Source organism: Arcicella sp. GW822-FHT02H01 (assembly GCF_058802005.1).
Window position 1 is genome coordinate 4,066,334 of the sequence record NZ_JBXANT010000001.1, and the last position, 16,571, is coordinate 4,082,904.

Consider the following 16,571-nt stretch of genomic DNA (forward strand, 5'->3'; position numbering starts at 1 on the left):
AAAGATTTACGAAAAATATTCAATAAAATGTTTGTATCCTTCTACTTTAAGAGATATGTTTATCTAAACCTTTGTTCAGAACAGACAATAGCACAAAATGCCATTTCTTGAAATAATCTAGTTATACTAGTTTACTAAAACGTTTTTTTGGGGGAAAATATTTTTCAATAATTTCTATTAAAAGAATAAGGCTTAAATACTGTATAATTACTCATTAATCTGGAATCATTTTTTATAAATCAAGTAAAAAATAAGTGTTTTTCCCTTTTAGTGAAGTATGATTAATGTTCATTTTTTTAGATAGAGATGAAAATATTAATTGCTTAAATGTTATAGTCTAACCCCAAAAAAATGAACAAGACGATTGGTAAGTACCGTTGGCAAATAGTTGCGCTACTTTTTTTTGCTACAACCATCAACTATTTAGACCGACAAGTGATAGGTCTTTTGAAACCAACTTTAGAGAAGCAATTTAGCTGGACGGAAACAGATTACAGTAGAATAGTAATAGCTTTTCAGGCGGCTTATGCAATAAGTCTAATGGCTTTTGGTGGCATTATTGATAAGATAGGTACAAAACTAGGCTATACAATTTCTGTCATTATGTGGAGTATTGCAGCCATTGCTCATGCGTTTGCAAAAAGTACTTTCGGATTTGGTTTAGCGAGAGCAGCGCTTGGTTTAGGGGAAGCGGGCAACTTTCCAGCAGCCATTAAGGCAACGGCTGAATGGTTTCCTAAAAAAGAAAGAGCTTTGGCAACAGGTATCTTTAACTCAGGAGCTAACATTGGTGCAGTAGTAGCACCCATCATGGTACCTTGGATTTTGGGTTCGTATGGCTGGGAAATGGCTTTTATCATTACAGGGGGAATAGGCTTTATTTGGCTGGTTTTCTGGATAATTTATTATGAAATTCCATCGAGACATAAAAAATTAGAGAAACCTGAATATGATTATATTCATAGTGACGTTGAACCCGTAAATGCTAATGAAAAGCCTGTTACTTGGATAAAGCTTTTTGGTATTCGACAGACCTATGCTTTTGTTTTTGGAAAAATGTTGACAGACCCTATTTGGTGGTTTTTCCTTTTTTGGTTGCCTTCATATTTTTCAACGAGGTTTAATTTAGATTTGAAAAAGCCAAGTTTGCCTTTGATTTTGGTTTATACAGCCACTACCATCGGGAGTATTGGCGGAGGATATTTGTCAGGATACTTTATCAAAAAAGGTTGGGAAATCCCCAAAGCCAGAAAAGTATCGATGTTTATTTTTGCTATTTGTGTAGTGCCAATTATGGCTGCCCGTTATGCCACTAACATCTGGGAAGCCGTAGCGTTAATCAGTATTGCAGCAGCGGCTCACCAAGCGTGGAGTGCTAATATTTACACCGTAGCATCTGATATGTTTCCTAAAAAAGCAATTAGTTCTGTCATTGGTATTGGTGGAATGGCTGGCTCAGTAGGAGGGATGATTTTCCCTTTTGTGGTAGGCTCATTATTGGATACTTACAAGGCCTCTGGTGATATCAATGCAGGGTATAATATCATCTTTTTACTATGTGGAAGTGCGTATATTTTAGCTTGGGGAATTATGCATCTTTTTGCTCCACGCAATGCACAAGTAGAGATTTAAGTAATAGAGTAATTGAGTGATTTAGTGAATGAGTGATTTAGCGATTAATAGTTTCAATATCAATAAATTATCATACACGTGATATCGTTTAGTTTTGATTCATTACTTGTGTAATTGGGCGATTTAATGAATGAGTGATTACTTATATAAATATCAACAGATTGCTATTTATATAAGTCGTTAGCCAATATAAAATAGACGATGTTTTTGTCTGAATTAAAGTGTTGAATATTAATGTTTTCCTAATCAATTGTTACCGTTGGAGGGCAACCTATTTTAGGCAAGGACAACTCACAATTCATCACTCACAACTCATTGCTTACAGCTCAAAACAAATAATTATTTAACAAAAAATGCAAAGAAAACTTTTTTTTACCATTCCTATTGTTAGCAAGTGTAGTGTAATTCTTGCTGGAATTTGCCTGTTCTTTTCGATGAATACTTCGTTTGCACAAACGAAATGGTCTACGAGAATGGCAGATATTATGCTAGATGTTCACAAAGACTCTATTACCTACAAAGAAGAAGGAAAGCGCGCTCGTTGGGACTATGAACAAGCTATTCTTTTGAAAGCCATTGAAAGAGTATGGTATCGTACAGGAGACGCTAAATATTATCGTTTTATCTTGAACAACATGGATTCTTATGTAAACGATAAAGGCGAAATCAAGACATACCGATATGATAATTTCAATTCTGATAACATTACAGGTGGTCGTTCTTTAGTAATGCTTTACCGTGAGTCGGGTAAAGAGAAGTTTAAGTTAGCTGCTGATTTGCTTAGAAAACAACTTTCTGAACAACCACGTACTAAAGAAGGAGGTTTTTGGCACAAACAAATTTATCCAAATCAAATGTGGTTAGATGGTTTATATATGGTAGAGCCTTTCTATGCAGAATATAGCAAAGCTTTTAATCAGCCACAGAATTTTGATGATATCGCCAACCAATTTATTTGGATGGAAAAAAATGCACGTGACCCTAAAACAGGTTTATTATACCACGGTTATGACGAAAGTCGCGAACAAAAATGGGCAAATAAAACCACTGGTGTTTCTCCAAACTTCTGGGGTAGATCAATCGGTTGGTACATCATGGCTTTAGCAGATGTGTTGGATACTTTCCCAAAAGACCATCCAAAACGTAAAGAACTAATCGCAATTTATCAAAGACTAGCGGCTGCCATCGTGAAATATCAAGACCCGAAAGAAGGTTGTTGGTATCAAGTTGTGGATAAAATCAATGGCAAAGGCAATTATCTTGAAGCATCAGGTTCTTCCATGATGGTTTATGGATTGGCAAAAGGTGCTAGAATGGGTTATATCGATAAGGCGTATTATCAAAATGCTAAAAAAGGATATGACGGGATTTTAAGAAACTTTATTTCTACAGAAAGCAATGGCATCAATCACCTTGAAAAAGTAGTATTAGTAAGTGGTTTAGGCGGAAATCCATACCGTGATGGTAGCTATGAATATTACCTTAAAGAGCCTATTCGTCGTGATGACTTAAAAGGCATGGCTCCATTCATCATGGCAAGTGTTGAAATGGAAATTGCTGAAGATTTAGGGGTAGGTGCAGGTAAAAAAGTAGGATTAGATAATTATTTCAACCACGAAATGCGTACTACTCGTGAAGGTATTACCGAGCCATATCACTATACATGGTATGATGGTAAAGACTCAGGCTTTACTTTGTGGGGAAGTATTTTTGAAAATTATGGTGCTGAATTACGTACAGTATCGACTGCACCAAGAGCAGAAAATTTAAAGGATTTAGATGTTTACATCATTGTTGACCCTGATACTAAAAAGGAAACAACAAACCCTAATTTTGTAGAAGCACAGGATATTACAGCGATTGAAAACTGGGTAAAAGCTGGAGGTAATTTAGTATTGATGGCAAATGATTCTGCTAATGTAGAATTACCACATTTCAATAAATTGGCGGCTAAGTTTGGTATTCAGTTTACGAACAAAAGCATCAACATGGTAAAAAATAATGTGTATGAGCAAGGACGAGTAACTGTACCTGCTGGTCACCCTATTTTTAAAGATGTTAGTAAAGTATTCGTAAAAGAGTTATCTGTTTTATCGGTAAAAGCACCAGCAAAAGCGAGTATTTCGGAAGGTAATGACGTTATCATGGCTGTAGCCAAAGTAGGTAAAGGAACAGTATTTGCCATTGGTGACCCTTGGATTTATAATGAATACTTAAACGGAAAGCGTTTGCCAATGGAATTTGAAAATTTCAAAGCGGCTAAAAACTTATCAGTTTGGTTGTTACAAAAAGGCAATACTAAAACACAGATTAAAAAATAAATAATGTGTATTCGCACAATAAATTTTAACATAATGAAAACGCTATTAATATTAAGTACTATCTTATTAGGATCAATAACTATGAGCCAAGCACAAACAGATGATGAAGCAAAAGTAGCTGCTGCCGTCGAGACATTTAGAAAAGCAGTAGTGGATGCAGACAAAGCAACACTAGAAAAAATATTGGATGATGATTTGAGCTACGGACATTCGGGCGGAAGCTTAGAAGGGAAAGCTCATTTAATTGAGACATTGATGAATGGTGATTCTGATTTCAAAACAATGGATTTGACAGAACAAACAATCAAAATAATTGGTAATACTGCCATTGTTCGTCATAAGTTATTTGCTGAAACGAATAATCGTAATGTACCAGCAACAGTGAAATTAGGTATTTTACTTGTTTTCCAGAAAACTAAAAAAGATTGGAAATTAATTGCTAGACAAGCCGTTAAAATCTAAGCATCAAAATATCATTTACCTAGTGAAAGTAAAGGTTTGGATGAATTTCCAAACCTTTTTTATTGGTTTTAATCCTAAAACCTAAATATCTTGTGCTAGTTTTGAGATATTGTTTGTTATTTTAGATGAATAATACCGTTAAACAATTATTATTCAACACATTTATAGGTAGTATACCATTACTTTAATGATAACCCAAATCTATAAAATAGGTCTAGTTTTATGTGTGTTTTTGCTTGGCACATTTGGGGATGTCTATGCTCAAACCAAACTAAAGGCTGCTAATTATCAATTTGAAAAGCTAAGCTACCTTGAAGCTATTCGCTTGTATGAAGATTTTTTACGTGAAAACAAAGACATTCAAAGCACCTTAGAGGCGTTAAGAAAACTGGGTTTTTCGTATCGGAAAATACAAGATACTAAAAATGCAGAAAGAGTATATTTCAATATCATTAAAGATTATCCAGATGTTGAGAGTGAGATTTATTTGTATTATGCACAGGCCTTAGCATCCAATCAAAAATATCGTGAATCGCAGAAATATTATTCATTGTATGGCGAAAAACAAAAAGCAGACTTAAGAGGGAAGCGTTTTACGATTTCATACATGGATATGAATCAGTTTTATCGAGATTCATCTTCTTATAAAATAGAATACCTTAGTATTAATTCTCGCCAAGCAGACTTTAGTCCGATGTATTACAAAGGAGGGTTAGTTTTTTGCTCAGCGCGTGACGAATCTGGGGTAATAAAACGTGTTTTTGGATGGAACCAAACACCTTTTCTAAATTTATACATTGCTACCGATACAGCGTTGTTATCGCCTAAATTAGGTTTACAGGGTGCTGCATCATTAGGGGGAATGTCGTCGAGTACTAGTAATAATGAAGCAGTGGTGCAAGACTTGCCATTAAGCAAAATTGAAGATTTTAGTAGAGTGCTCAATACAAAATACCATGAAGGGCCAGTGAGTTTCTTTAAAGATGAGAAGCGGGTTATTTTTACTAGAAATAATTATAACAATGGTAAAGCGAGGCAATCAAAAAGTGGTACGAATGGACTGAAATTATACATAGCCAACTTAAACAAAACAAACTGGAGTGATGTAAAAGAGTTGCCCTTTAATAGCAATGAGTATTCTTGTGGGCACCCTGCTTTGAATGTGGATAATACTAAATTATATTTTGTTTCTGATATGCCAGGTGGTTTTGGCGGAACGGATATTTATGTAGTTGAATATAATAGTGGGAGATGGGGAACGCCAGTAAATGCGGGACGGGAAATTAATACAGAAGGCAATGAAATGTTTCCTTATGTAGATGAGAACGATAACTTATATTTTGCATCTGACGGACATGAAGGACTGGGCGGATTAGATATTTTTTATGCTGAAAGAAAAGATGGCGCATTCGTTGGTACGGTAGTGAATCTGGGTGCCCCTTTAAACTCAGAAAAAGATGATTTCGGATTGATTACAGATGGTGCTAGAAATTCAGGCTACTTTTCATCAAACCGTAAAAAGGGCATTCATGATGACAATATTTATAGTTTTAGAAGAGAGTGCCATCCATTAAATATTATGGTGTATGATGCTTTGACGAAAGCGCCTTTAGAGGAGGTTGACATCAGAAGTGTAATTAATGGAGAAAATCAAGAATTGAAAGTGACTAATGCAGAAGGGGCGATGTCAATTTGCTTACAATCGCTATCAGAGTATGAGTTCAAAGCCATTAAGGAAGGCTACCAGATGAATTCAATAACTTTCTCTACCAGAAGTAATACTGCTCAGAATACTACCTTGGCTATTTATCTTGAAAAGTCTAATACTTCGGTATTAAAAGGAATTGTGAAGTCGGAAGTAAATCAGAAGCCAATCGCTGGCGTGCAAGTAACCTTAGAAAACCAGAAAGATAATACTAAACAAACTGTCATTACTGGTGAAGATGGAGGATATGAATTTGAAGTTAAACCCGAAGCAGAAAATAAATTAACGGTTGAAAAAGATAATTACGCTACCAATAGCGAAGTAATTAAAGACATAGATAAACGCCAACATGTACAGATGTATGGCAAAGGAGATATTATCAAACTCAATAATATTTATTATAACCTTGATAAGTATTTTATCCGTGCTGATGCAGCCAGAGAATTAGAAAATACGCTTTTGCCAATTCTTCAGAAATACCCTACTATGAAAGTTGAAATTCGTTCACACACTGATTCAAGGGCGAGCGCGACTTATAATTTAGAACTATCAGAAAAACGTGCCAAAGCTGTAGTAGATTTTTTGGTTGAAAGTGGCATAGACCCTAGTCGCCTTGTTGCTAAAGGGTACGGAGAAAATCAACCGATTAATGAATGCATCGACGGGGTGTCTTGTACTGAAGAACAATATCAAGAAAATAGAAGGACAGAGTTTAAAATATTATCAGTTAAATAATATTGCCTAATTCTTGTTTCAAAAAATGCCAAAAACCATTACAGTATGCTGTGGTTTTTGGCATTTTTTGATTTCCATTAACCAAGTTTTTAAGCAGAACTTTTCTAATAATTTATTATATTATAAATAGTTGAGTATTGAACTAACTAAAACCTCTTTATAATAATATCATATTTTAGTTAGTGTATATCGTTACGGTTTTAGTTGATTAAGATTTTGCTGGATAAAACTATCTTTACAGTTTTATGTGTGGTATTGGTATCATGACAGCTTAAGATTTTATTCATATAAATTTAAGTATTTCAATATTTATTTGTAAATTTCCACAGTTATCATTGCTAGTTTACAGTTAACATAATTGCGTATGTCCAAATCTCTATGAAACCTTCTAATCTAAATCCTGAAAATTATATAGACCACTTTGTATGGCTTAGATTTCTTGAAGGCGAGAAATCCGCATTCGAGGAATTGATGAAAGCTAATTTTTCATCATTATTTCATTATGGTTCAAAATTTTCTAAGGATAAGGAGTTTATCAAAGATTGTATTCAAGATTTATTCTTGCAACTATGGGAACGTCGTGAGCACCTATCAAATGATGTTGTAGTAAAACCTTACTTGATGGCTTCATTAAGGCGAAGAATTCATAGAGCCTCTCTTCAACTTCGTTTTTCTGACCCTTATACCGAAGCAAACGATATTTTTGATATTGAATTCTCTATCGAAGAAAAGTTTATTCAGGATGAAACAAGTTTAGTGCTTACGCAACGCATTAAACAAGTAATCGAGACTTTGCCAAAAAGACAGAAAGAAGTTATTTATCTTAAATTTTTCCAAGAATTAGAGCGTGACCAAATCGCTCAGATTATGGATATTGCCCCTCAGACAGCCTCAAATCTTCTTCAGATGGCTATTAAACAACTCAAAAAATATTGGACTACCGAGTTTATTGCGTTGTTTTTACCGCTTTTATTACGCTAATAGAGGCTTCAAAATAATTAATTTAACTTTTTTTATATTTTTTTTAATAATTTATGGTATCTCAATGCCATTAATGTCTAACGCTATATAGAAAGGTATTATTAAGCTATATGAAAAATTATCGTGACTTCAATACAGAAGACTTTGTGTGGGATATTAATTTCCGAAATTGGGTATTAAGTCCAAACAGAGAAGTGAATGCCTTTTGGGAAAAATGGTTAGAGGTAAATCCAGAAAAAATGCCTCAAGTAGAAAAAGCAAAGTCTATTGTAAAAGCACTGGTTATTAAAGAAGTATCATTTGAAAAAGCAGAGGTAGAAGAATTAGTAAAAAATACTATTTCAAAAATTGATGAAAAGGAAAATAATACTACTAAAAAAATACAATGGTTCAACACCCACAAAAATCAATGGCTTAAAGTAGCCGCTTTAATAGCCATCATCATTGGGTTAGGCATTACTTATCACCAACTATTGAATCAGATAAGGGAACCAAAAGGAATTTATGAAAAGTACATTGCTGATAATCCTGATAAGCTAATAGAAGTAAAAAACGACCATGAAAGCCCTTTGCCAATTCAGTTAATTGATGGGAGTTTAGTCTTGCTCAAGAAAGGAAGTAAAGTTAGTTATTCCAAGCAATTTGTGGGTGACAATCGTGAAATCTACCTTTCGGGAGAAGCTTTTTTCGAAGTAACTAAAAATCCAGAGAAACCATTTTTAGTATATGCTAATGGGTTAATTACCAAAGTGTTGGGTACAAGTTTTACTGTTCGTGCTTATGATAAAGAAAAGGAAGTAACCGTAGAAGTGAAAACTGGAAAAGTATCTGTCTTTGCTCAATCAGATACGCGGGTTGAAGAAAAAGCTACAAGCAGAGAATTGAAAGGCGTAGTGCTAACACCTAACCAAAAGATTGTTTATGCCCGCGAAGAAGTAAGAATGGATAAATTGTTGGTTGAACTCCCTAAAATTACCATCAAAAAGAATACAAAACCACAATTTGAATTTGAAGATACCCCTGTAAGTGAAGTGCTACAAACCCTAGAAAAAGCTTATAGTATTGATATTGTTTTTGATGAAGAACTATTATCCAATTGCCCATTGACAGCTTCGTTAACTGATTTACAATTATTCGACAAACTAGATATTATCTGTAAAGGCGTAGAGGCTCGTTACGAAATTCTGGATGGTCAGATTGTAATCTATAGCAAAGGCTGCAAATAAAGTAAACCTTAAACTAAATATTGAATTTTACTTAAACCAAGACTATTTAACTAGATGAAACACTAAAAACCGACTCCACAAAAAAAGTCGGTAATGTTCCCGCATTACCGACCTAGAAAATTCCCTTTTTGGTTTCAGCCAATGAACACTTTACTAGGTAAGGTGCGGGAATTGTTTTGCTCAAATTCAACCTAAACAAAACATTTCCAAATTTATGAAAAAAACATTACAAATCCATAAGTTACTACTTACGGCTATGAAAATTACACTCACTCAAGTTTTTCTTGCAATCGGGCTAATGAGCTCCACTTTTGCGAGTAATACTAATGCCCAAAATGTTCTAAGTCAACGAGTAACATTGCAAGCTCAGGAGTTAGGCATGAGAAGTGTACTAACCCAAATTGAAAAACAAACAGATGTAAAGTTTGTTTTTAGTTCAAAGCTTATCCAATCAAACAGAAAAATTAGTGTTGACTTCCAGAATGCTCAATTATCAAAAATTTTTGATAATCTATTCAAACCTTTGCACCTCACCTATGAGATTTCTGGTAAAATGGTCATCATCAATCGTTCTACGGGGAGTTCCTCTACAACCAATACGCCCCAAGAAAATGATGATATATTAAATATTGAAATTGTAGAGCAAACTATAACAGGAACCGTTACTGACGAAACGGGGCAAGTATTGCCGGGTGTTAACATCCTAATTAAAGGTACCCAGCGAGGAGCCATCACCGATGCTAAAGGGCAATACAAAATATCTGTACCTGATAATAATAGCATTTTGATTTTTAGCTCAATTGGTTTTCAAAAAAGAGAAGTAGTGGTAGGTGGTAAATCAGTACTAAACATCACGTTATCGACTGATGCCCAGTCGCTTGATGAAGTAGTAGTCGTGGGATATGGTACTGAGAAAAAAGTAACCGTAACTGGCTCTGTAGTATCTGTAAAAGGTTCAGAGGTAGTGCAATCTCCATCTATGAATGTCAGTAATAGCTTGGTGGGACGTTTACCCGGCCTAGTCGCTGTAACATCCAGTGGTGAGCCAGGGTATGATGGTGCTACATTACGCATCAGGGGCGTAAACACGCTAGGAGATAGCAGTCCGTTGGTGGTAGTAGATGGTGTCCCTGGTCGTTCGCTTGAAAGATTAGACCCAAGTACGATAGAAAGTATAACTATCTTGAAAGATGCTTCCGCTGCAATTTATGGTGCTCAGGCTGCCAATGGCGTTATTTTAGTAACTACTAAAAGAGGAGCGAGTGGTAAGCCAACGATTACTTTTAACCTTAATCAAGGTTTTGGACAGCCTACCCGCTTGCCAGCGATGGCAAATGCAGCAGAATATGCTACTATGCTCAATGAAATAGATGCTTATGCTAATAGAACAGGTAGATTTACGCCACAAGAAGTTCAAAAGTTTAGAGACGGTTCAGACCCTTGGCGTTATCCTAATACTGATTGGTTTGGAGCTGTACTAAAACCATCTTCTTCACAAAACTATGCTAATATTGGTATTGCTGGAGGAAGTGATAATTTTAAATACTTTGTATCGTTCGGTGCCAAAAGCCAAGATGGTTACTACAAAAATAGTGGTACAAAGTACAGTCAATATGATTTTAGGAGTAATATAGATGCTAAAATTAGCAAAAATATAAGTTTTGGATTTGATGTTTCTGGAAGAATGGAAGATAGAAATTATCCTACACGTTCTGCTGGAAGTATTTTTAGAATGGTGATGCGTGGCAAACCCAATTTGCCTGCTTATTGGCCAGATGGAACCCCTGGTCCAGATATTGAATATGGTGATAACCCAGCAGTAGTAAGTACTGATGCCACAGGATATGATAGGGATAAATGGTATTACCTAAATAGTAATATGAAACTGAATATTCAGATTCCTTGGGTGAAAGGTTTATCTTTTTTAACCACTGCCAGCATAGACAAAGGGCTACGTTTCGATAAGAGATTTGAAACACCTTGGTATTTGTACTCTTGGGATGGTCAGACGGTTGATGCTAGTGGTAAGCCTGTGTTAGTGAAAGGTAAAAAAGGCTTTGATGACGCTCGTTTAACAGAACAGATGGAAGACAATCATAGTATTTTGATGAACGCTATCCTGAATTATGAAAGACAAATTGCTGGTCATCATTATATGAAATTTATGGTTGGTACTGAGTCTCGTTCTGGACAAATGGATAAATTTTCTGCTTATCGTAGGTACTTTGTTTCTACGGCAATTGACCAACTTTTTGCAGGAGGGGATTTACAAAAAGATAACACTGGTTCAGCTTCACAAAATGCACGTAGAAACTTTTTTGGTCGTGTAAACTACAATTATAAAGAAAAATATTTGGCCGAATTTGTATGGCGTTATGATGGCTCATACATTTTCCCTGCCGACAAACGATATGGTTTCTTCCCTGGTGTTTCTTTAGGATGGAGATTGTCGGAAGAAGAATTCTGGAAAGACAAGGTTTCGTTTATTGATAACATGAAGTTGAGGGCATCGTGGGGACAAACTGGTAACGACCGTATTGCAGAATGGCAATATCTTTCTTCTTATGGTTTCTTTGCTAATAGCGGAGGTGTTGCTCAACCACTTATTTTGGGCATAGACCAAGAAAACAAAACCCTTTATGAAACACGTATTCCTAATTTAAACGTAACATGGGAAGTAGCCAATCAGGCCAATGTTGGGTTTGATATGCAATTGTTAAAAGATAAACTATCGTTTTCTGCTGATTACTTCTACAATACTCGTTCGCAAATTTTGTGGCCAAGAAATGCCTCTGTACCAACATCAACGGGACTAACATTGCCAAGCGAAAATATTGGTAAGGTAGCCAATACGGGTTTTGAGTTTGATATTAATTATCATAACAAATCAAGAGATTTCAGTTACCAGATTGGTTTTAACGGAGGGTATTCAAAAAATAAAATTGTATTCTGGGATGAAGCTCCAGGTGCGCCAGACTATCAAAAAACTACAGGATATCCTATCCCGACTGACCCAAAAAATCCTACGGCAGATTTGTATTATAATGCTATTGGTATTTTTAAAGATCAAGCATCGGTGGATGCTTACCCGCATTGGGATAATGCTAGACCGGGCGATGTGATTTTTGAAGATGTGAATAAAGATGGTAAAATTGATGGAAACGACCGTATAAGAAATACCAAAAGCAATATTCCTCGCTTTACAACAGGCTTTTCGGCTAATCTTCGCTATAAACAATTTGACTTGAGTATTTTGTTTCAAGGGGCTTTCGGGGCGGTCAATTATATCTCTACAGAATCGGGTGAAATTGGTAATTTCTTGAAAAGTTTTTATGACGAACGTTGGACGCCCGAGAATCCAAATGCTAGTGGCCCAAGAACTTTCAACCGTAGTAATGAATATTGGGTAAGTAATAGAAATACCTATTTCTTGAAAAACACTGATTATATCCGTTTGAAAAATATTCAATTTGGATATTCTCTTCCTAAAAAACTAAGTCAGAAACTAGGTTTAGAAGGAGCGAGAATTTATGTGAGTGGTCTTAATTTATGGACATATAGTCCAGACTATAAAGACTTTGACCCAGAAATGGGAAGCGGAAGCGGACAAGGGTATCCACTTCAAAAAGTGCTTAATACTGGGCTTTCGTTTACATTCTAAATTATCAAATAATTCTTGGTGAGTGCTGATTAATCAACACTCATTGCAGGAATTACATAAACATTTAATCAGATGAAAAAAACAATATATATTTTACTTACAACTGCCTTAGTGCTTCTTAACACTATTTCGTGTAAAACTGACCTTGACCTTCAACCTTTAGATCAGTTTTCAGAAGATGCCGTTTGGAAAGACCAAGCCTTGGTAACTACTTTCGTCAACAATATTTATTTAGGCATTCCGCATGGTTTCAGCAATATGATGATGGCATCATTAAGTGATGAATCAATGTATAATGCTGATTTTGGAAGTAGCAACGTTACTAAATGTTTAGTCACAGCCAGCGACTATTCTGTTTGGGATTTCTGGTCGGGCAATCGCTACAAAGGAATGATTTGGGCAAACGTTTATAAGTATATACGTGCGTGTAATCTTTTTCTTGAAAAAATAGAAAGTACTCCTTTTGATAATGCAGATACTAAGAAAAGATTGTTAGGAGAAGTGTATTTCCTGAGAGCTTATTTATATCACAACCTTGTGTCAGTATACGGTGGTGTACCTATTATTACAAAAGCCTACAAGTTGTCAGACGATTTTACCCCTGCTAGAGATAGCTATGAAAATTGTATCAAATTCATTGTTGATGATTGCGATAAAGCTTCGCAAAACTTATTATTGGCCAATACTGGAGCCGATAAAGGAAGGGCTACCAAAGGAGCTGCTTTGGCACTAAAAGCCAGAGTATTATTACATGCAGCAAGTGATTTGTACAATAAAACACCTACTTGGGCAGGAAGTTATGCACATCCAGAACTGATTGGTTATGTTGGTGGTGACCGCAATGCAAGATGGTTAGCAGCTAAGAACGCAGCGAAAGCTGTAATTGATTTAGGGGCTTATAGTATTTATAAAGGTAGTCCCGTTGCAGGTGACTCTACTGCAAAAAACTATGGAGAAATGTTTTTGGTGAAAGAAAACGTAGAAGATATTTTCGTGAGATTCTTTTTACCTAAAACGGAAGATAGTTGGGATGGGTACAACCCGGGATTATTTAACAATCCAAATGGTTATCATGGTTGGGGAAGCAATACGCCATTACAGCAATTGGTAGATGCCTACGAGATGAAAGATGGTTCGAAGTTTAGTTGGTTAAATACAACACAAGCTAAAAACCCATACAAAAATCGTGACCCACGTTTTTATGCTACTATCCTTTATGAAGGCGTGCAATGGAGAAAACGTCCGTCAGATGTAACAGCATCAGACCCTAAAGGCGTAATACAGGTAGGTTTTTGGGAAAAATGGAACGCAACGTCTAATGCGGTGGATGTAGTGGCTGGTCTGGATACGCGTAAAGGCCCTATTGAAGACTGGAATGGTACCTATTCTGGATATTATCTTCGAAAGTTTATTGATCAGACGATTGATGCTCAATATGTAAAACAAGATTTTCCTTGGCGATATATCAGATATACAGAAGTGATTTTGAATTATGTAGAAGCTTGTATCGGTTTGGGGCAAGATGCCGAAGCTCGTCAGTACCTCAATATGATTCGTAAAAGAGCAGGTATGCCTGACGTAACAGAAAGCGGACAGGCCTTATCAGAGCGTTACCGAAACGAAAGAAGGGTAGAGTTGGCTTTTGAAGACCATCGTTTCTTTGATGTTCGCCGATGGATGATAGCGCCTACCACTTTTGATAATGCCAAAGGGATAGAGATTAGGTATCCGTTAAATCCAGATAAAACAACATCAAGTAGTCCTAACTATAAAGTAATAGATGTACAAGATAGGAACTGGAAAGATAGGGCTTACTTTTTACCCATAAAGTTAGAAGAGCTGAATAAAAATAGTAGTCTAATACAAAATCCATTATACTAACATAGCAAATCCCTTTACTCAATAAGTAAGGGGATTTTTTTATTAACTGGTCTTAGTATTGAAGCTGTTTAAACTTTCCCTTTCGGGTTAAACTAAGTCTTTTAGAATAGCTTGTTCCAAAATTTACTCAACGTAGCGATGCTATGCTTCGCAAATTTTGAAAAAATCAATTCAAAAATACAATACTTTCACCTCAGAAACGGAAAGTTTAAACAGCTTCATTATAAAATTCTATCGACAGTACAAGAAATGGGTACGCCATTTTCATAATAAAACATTAAAACGAGTCATTTACTGGATTTTAATGCGAATTTCACCATAATTTGGCATGGTTTTGGTTGCTTTTTATCGATTGAAGAATAAATTCTACGTTATTTTAATAACTTTTGATGCCTTAAATGAGTTTGTATTAGCAGTTAGCTAATGCTGTTTTGCTGAAAATTCTTCTGTTAATAATTTAAAATATGATTTTTTACATAATTAATAAGCATATAAACGTTAATACTAATTCATTGTGCTTGCCTATTAAGCAAGAAAAGTTCTATAACAAAGGGCTAGCTTTTATATTTGTCTCGATTCTTTGTTTGTCTTATTGGAGTGCTCAAGGGCAAGCAATAAAAAATAAGGTGCAACCAAGCGAGCCTATCAAAAATGCTGTTTCGTCTGAGGTAGCGCTATTATGGGGAAAAATGGCTTTAAGGACGATGAAAAATACCCCTGGGGGTACGCCTACTTATGGCTCTCGGTCTTTGGGATATTTAGGATTAACCATGTATGAATGTGTAGTGGCGGGAGCAGTGAAGAAAAATTCATTAGCAGGAAAATTACAAGGATTAAATAACTTACCTAAACCTGAAAGTGGACAAACTTACAATTGGGCACTTTCATTAAATGCAGGACAAGCCTTTCTTTTAAAACAATTATATCAACAATCCGCCAAGAAAAACATTGATGCAATAGATTCTTTAGAGATTACTATTTATAACAATGAGCTTAAAACTACTGATGAAAAAGTAGCAGAACGTTCAAAAGCTTTTGGCTTATCTGTGGCTCAGGCAATTTTTGAATGGTCAAAATCAGACGGAGGACATGAAGGATATAAAAGAAATTTTGATACAGCTTATAAAGTGCCCGTAGGTAAAGGCTTATGGAAAGCACCTGTTAAAGGGCAATCAAAGGTTCCGCTTCCTTTACATCCATATTGGGGAAAAAACAGAACATTTGCACCATTGAATGGCGTATTGCCTATCCCGACAATGATTGGTTATGACTATAGACCCGAATCAAAATACTATGCTTACATGTATGAGGTTTATATGAAACGTAAGACATTGACGCAGGAAGAAAAAGAAATTGCCAATTGGTGGGGAGACGACCCTTCAGAAACATTTTCACCACCTGGGCATTCATATAACATTGCCAATTTTGCTGTAAAAGGAGCAAATCCAGATTTATTTAAAGCGGCCGAAACGTATGCTAAAGTTGGAATGGGAGTAGCAGATTCATTTATTAATTGTTGGAAAACAAAATATATTTATAATGCTCAACGGCCGTATTCTTTTATTTATTTCAACATTGATACCCTTTGGGATTTATATTGGCCTGAACCGCCCTTCCCAGCTTATTATTCGGGGCATGCTGTTCAAAGTGCATCAACTGCCACTATTTTGACAGATTTGTATGGACCAAATTTTAGTTTCGTTGATGATTCACACGTAGGAAGACCTAGAGATAAAGAGAGAAATACAGACTATAAAGTAAGAAGTTTTAATTCGTTTTGGGCTGCTGCCGAAGAATCAGCCATGTCGCGTTTATATGGAGGAATTCATACTCGACAAGATAATGAAGTCGGTTTAGCAGAGGGAAAAAAAGTAGGAAAGAATATCAATTCATTGCCTTGGAATAAAGTTCAAAAATAAGCTTAATCTAATTTGATAAATATATTACTGAAAAAATACAAATATAAA

At 35.6% G+C, this 16,571-nt stretch carries 9 protein-coding genes; all 9 read left to right on the plus strand.

The features are described from left to right. Positions 1-351 precede the first annotated feature (351 nt). The 9 genes from AC1RNE_RS16990 (at position 352) to AC1RNE_RS17030 (ending at position 16,523) form a co-directional block, all read left to right on the plus strand. Positions 352-1,632 (plus strand): MFS transporter, encoded by a 1,281-nt coding sequence (locus AC1RNE_RS16990; protein ID WP_492802472.1) that lies wholly within the window; start codon positions 352-354, stop codon positions 1,630-1,632. Positions 1,633-1,985: 353 nt separating this feature from the next. Next, complete coding sequence (locus AC1RNE_RS16995) at positions 1,986-3,953, plus strand: glycoside hydrolase family 88/105 protein (RefSeq protein WP_492802474.1); 1,968 nt, start codon at positions 1,986-1,988, stop codon at positions 3,951-3,953. 33 nt (positions 3,954-3,986) lie between these two features. After that, entirely contained in the window at positions 3,987-4,415 is a 429-nt protein-coding gene (locus AC1RNE_RS17000) for a nuclear transport factor 2 family protein (RefSeq protein WP_492802476.1), read from the plus strand. 187 nt (positions 4,416-4,602) lie between these two features. Continuing rightward, positions 4,603-6,855, plus strand: a complete 2,253-nt coding sequence (locus AC1RNE_RS17005; RefSeq protein WP_492802477.1) for an OmpA family protein — start codon at positions 4,603-4,605, stop codon at positions 6,853-6,855. A gap of 378 nt (positions 6,856-7,233) precedes the next feature. After that, positions 7,234-7,836: an RNA polymerase sigma factor gene (locus AC1RNE_RS17010; protein ID WP_492802478.1), complete on the plus strand. Its 603-nt coding sequence runs from the start codon at positions 7,234-7,236 to the stop codon at positions 7,834-7,836. 110 nt (positions 7,837-7,946) lie between these two features. Further along, entirely contained in the window at positions 7,947-9,062 is a 1,116-nt protein-coding gene (locus AC1RNE_RS17015) for a FecR family protein (protein WP_492802480.1), read from the plus strand. Between the two features lie 214 nt (positions 9,063-9,276). Continuing rightward, entirely contained in the window at positions 9,277-12,723 is a 3,447-nt protein-coding gene (locus AC1RNE_RS17020; RefSeq protein ID WP_492802482.1) for a TonB-dependent receptor, read from the plus strand. Positions 12,724-12,795: 72 nt separating this feature from the next. After that, a complete protein-coding gene (locus tag AC1RNE_RS17025; protein WP_492802484.1) occupies positions 12,796-14,604 on the plus strand; it encodes a RagB/SusD family nutrient uptake outer membrane protein in 1,809 nt (602 codons plus the stop codon). Between the two features lie 464 nt (positions 14,605-15,068). Continuing rightward, positions 15,069-16,523 (plus strand): vanadium-dependent haloperoxidase, encoded by a 1,455-nt coding sequence (locus tag AC1RNE_RS17030; protein WP_492802486.1) that lies wholly within the window; start codon positions 15,069-15,071, stop codon positions 16,521-16,523. Positions 16,524-16,571: the final 48 nt, after the last annotated feature.